The organism is Micromonospora sp. NPDC005220, assembly GCF_040607895.1.
Taxonomy (GTDB): Bacteria; Actinomycetota; Actinomycetes; order Mycobacteriales; family Micromonosporaceae; genus Micromonospora.
Genome location: NZ_JBEXHP010000221.1, coordinates 1 through 3,488 on the forward strand (window position 1 = coordinate 1; position 3,488 = coordinate 3,488).

Sequence of the window (3,488 nt, forward strand, 5' to 3'; positions counted from 1 at the left end):
GCCCGGTCCTGGTGGGCGCCCGGGGAAGGCGGCCACCAGGACCGCACGATTCGCGCGGTCGGCGGGTCAACCGCCGGCCGCGTTGTGCTTCGCGACCAGGCCGGGGAGTTCGTCCAGCGAGTCGATCCGGAACAGGCACCTCTCGGCCACCGCCGGGATGTCGAGGATGTGCCCCCACGGCGAGCGTCGGATCAGGCACGTCGGCATCCCGGCCTCCTGGGCCGGGCGGGCGTCGTTGTCAGGCCGGTCGCCGACGTACAGGATCGACGACGCATCGCCGCCGCCGTCGCGGACGACCCGCTCGAAGAAGGCCGGTGCCGGTTTCGCCACGCCCCAACCGTGTGACGTGCCGATCACGTCCACGGAGAGGTCGAGTGCGCGGAGGGTCGACTCGGCGTGGGCCGGCTGGTTACCGGCCAGGCCCACCAGCAGCCCCTGATCCCGCAAGGCGGTCAGGCAGCCTCGCGCGTCCGGATAGAGATCCTCCGCGCCGAACGACTCCGGCTGGCCGGCGGCGGCTCGGCGCTCCAACTCGACCGCGAGATCGAAGTCGGGCCGAAAGGCCCGGAACGTCTCCTGATAGTCCAGACCCCGGGCGATGACCGCGCCAAAGACCGCCGAGAACGTGTGCCGGGGCACGCCGAGCCAGTCGGCCCAGGCGGCGAACTCATGGGACTCGTCGAGAATCGTCCCACCGACATCGAAGAATACCGCTTTGATCATGTGCATCCCCCGTCGTAGCCCAGCCCTCGGCGCATCATAGACGGCCGTCGACCCTTGCCCGCCCCACGATGCGCGGGCGTCTGGAGGGGGCGGCGGGCGGGCGGGCGGCGGGCGGGCGGCAGGCGGCGGGCGGGCGGGCGGCGATACGGCCTTTGCCGGGTGCTTTGGAGCTGATGTCGTAGACGATTCACCGGACCGCACCAAACCCGGTGGATCCGGCGCGCCGCGAAGTCCATGGTGTAGGCCATGGATGGCGGTGAACTGGCTGGCGCGGAGCGCCGGGTGTGGGCGGCGATGCCGGCCGGGACGCGGACCGCGCTGGCCGGGTTGTCCGGCGCGGACCTGCGCACTCTGCTGTTGAGCGTGGCCCGCGACCGGGCGGCGACCGTACGCCCGCCCGAGGTGGTACGCCGCTGGCGCGAGGACCGTTTCGTCCGCCCGGCCCGTGCCGACCCACGCCTGCTCGCACAGGTGGAGGCGCGGATGTGGCAACTGCTGCCCGCCGACACCGCCGGAGTGGAGCTGTCGCCGGTCGTACCGGTCGGCGCCTGCTCGGCGGTCGCACCGGTCAGCCAGAACAGGATCGTCACCACGATGCGCGCCAGCGAGGTGCTGAGCGATCCCACCAACGCCCTCGCCATCGAGGCGGCCGTACGTCGCCGCCGACAGAGCGAGGTGCACCTGGCCGCCGCCCATCGGGTGCTGCGGGCGCAGGATTTCGGCAGCGGCGCGTCGGCGCACTTCCGGCTCTTCGCCCTGGTGTCCAGCACCCGGGACACGGGCTCGGGCCACACGGAGGCCCGGCTGCTGATCCGACACCTGACCTACTGGCGGACCGTCCTCGCCGAGTTGGCGCCGGCCGCCGCGCCTCAGCTGCACGTCACCACCTTCGACGATCGGGTCGTCCGGGAGCGGCTGGCCGACACCGTCCGACCGGCACTCGAGGGCAGCGCGGTGCCCCTGTTGGACGAACCGGAGCGGTCTCGGGGCCGGGGCTACTACACGGGGTGCGCCCTACGGATCACCCTCCTGAACGGCAGCCTGGAGATCGGCGACGGCGGCCTCACCGACTGGACCGCCCGACTCACCGGCGACGCCAAGGAACGCTGCCTCGTCTCCTGCCTCGCCACCGAACGTCTGGTCGACGGCATCAACCACTGAACCGGCGCGCCGCGCGAACCGGCCGCCCGCACGGCCCCGGTGCCACAGCACCACGCCTCCGAAGATCAGCCGTCGCGCGCGGGCGAGCTGCCCATCGTCGTCGGCCAGTCACCCGGAACCACCGCACCTCACCCGCCGCGAGCCAAGACTGTCGTACACCTGTTCTATTGTCGGTCCATGTTGGAGGAGCTGGCGCAGGCGGAGGCGGCAGTCGCCGACTGCCTCGGCGCGTCGGCGTGGGCTCTTGCAGAGCACGACCTCGTCGCGGCACTCGACGCCGCACACCGGCTCGAGCAACGCCTTGCCGCGGTCAAGCTGGCTCTCGTCCGGGAGCTCGACGGCCGAGGCACCGCGACCGCACAGGGCGCTTCCTCGACAGCGGTGTGGTTGCGAGGCCGGCTGCGCCTCGGCATCGGCGCCGCCCGCCGCCTGATCGAGCTGGCCGCGATGCTCGATGCCGCTCCGGCCGCCGCGCGGGACGCGCTGGCCACTGGAACCGTCGACGTGGAGCAGGTCCGGGTCATCGCCGCCACGGTCCAGACCGTGCACACCGCTGCCGGCACGGAGGTCGCCGACAAGGCCGTCGGCGTCCTCGTCGACTGGGCCGCGCAGTTCGACGCCGCCCAGATGCGCAAGCTCGGCACCCGCATCCTCGACCACGTCGCCCCTGAGGTCGCCGATGCCGCCGCGGAGGCAGCAATGAAGGCAGAGGAGTCCCGAGCCGCCCGCGACAGACACCTCACCATGAGCGAACAGACCGACGGCCGACTACGCCTCACCGGCATCCTCGACAGTGAAGCCGCCGCCGCGTTGCGCGCCGCCATCGACCCGCTGAGCGCGCCCGGCGGCCCCGACGACACCCGCACGGCCGGGCAGCGCCGCCATGACGCCCTCGCCGACGTGTGCCGGCTCGCTCTGCGCAGCGGCGAGCTACCCGAGAACGGCGGCGACCTCGCACAGGTGGTCGTCACCACCGCCTACGACGGGTTGACGCGGCAGTTGGGCGCCGGTGCTCTCGACACCGGCCTTCAGCTCACCCCCGAGGCCGTGCGTCGGCTCGCCTGCGACGCCGCCATTCTTCCCGCTGTCCTCAGCGGAGCCGGCCAACCGCTCGACCTCGGCCGGCAACGCCGACTCGTCACCGGCCCGCTACGACGCGCCCTGGTCCTGCGCGACCGAGGCTGCGCCTTCCCGGGCTGTGATCGCCCACCGCGCTGGTGCGACGCCCACCACATCCGGCACTGGGCCGACGGCGGCCCGACCAGCCTCGACAACGCCGTCCTCCTCTGCGGCCACCACCACCGACACCTCCACCACAGCGACTGGAGCGTGCGGCTCGGCGGCGACGGGCACCCCGAGTTCGTGCCCCCCGCCTGGCTCGACCCCGACCGACTCCCCCGCCGCAACCAGTACCACCGACGAACGTGACCGCCCGTCAGTCCGAAGCCACAGGCCATAGCCGACACACAGGCCATGTGGCCGGTACACAAGCCATGGCCGGCACACAAGTGAGCTACCCCCGCTTTCATGGAGCTTCTTAACCATGGTCTGATGGCCGTGGGGGAGGAAGTATCCGTGGCAGCACCGAAGAAGTATCCCGATGA

The 3,488-nt window shown here is 72.2% G+C and carries 3 protein-coding genes; 2 read left to right on the forward strand and 1 reads right to left on the reverse strand.

The genetic code is table 11. From position 1 onward, the window contains the following. Positions 1-66 precede the first annotated feature (66 nt). Entirely contained in the window at positions 67-723 is a 657-nt protein-coding gene (locus ABZU52_RS32170; RefSeq protein WP_354974677.1) for an HAD family hydrolase, read from the reverse strand. A 246-nt stretch (positions 724-969) separates the two neighbouring features. Here ABZU52_RS32170 and ABZU52_RS32175 point away from each other — a divergent pair, with 246 nt between their 5' ends. Beyond that, positions 970-1,884, forward strand: a complete 915-nt coding sequence (locus tag ABZU52_RS32175) for a hypothetical protein (protein WP_354974678.1) — start codon at positions 970-972, stop codon at positions 1,882-1,884. Between the two features lie 177 nt (positions 1,885-2,061). Continuing rightward, the gene (locus ABZU52_RS32180) at positions 2,062-3,312 is read left to right on the forward strand and encodes a DUF222 domain-containing protein (RefSeq protein ID WP_354974679.1); all 1,251 of its coding nucleotides are present in this window, start codon (positions 2,062-2,064) and stop codon (positions 3,310-3,312) included. The last annotated feature ends 176 nt before the right edge of the window (positions 3,313-3,488 follow it).

Excerpts from the sequence above, each read along its gene's own strand:
- ABZU52_RS32170 (WP_354974677.1), bottom strand. The coding sequence starts at position 723 with ATGATCAAAGCGGTATTCTTCGATGTCGGTGGGACGATTCTCGACGAG.
- ABZU52_RS32175 (WP_354974678.1), top strand. The coding sequence starts at position 970 with ATGGATGGCGGTGAACTGGCTGGCGCGGAGCGCCGGGTGTGGGCGGCG.
- ABZU52_RS32180 (WP_354974679.1), top strand. The coding sequence starts at position 2,062 with ATGTTGGAGGAGCTGGCGCAGGCGGAGGCGGCAGTCGCCGACTGCCTC.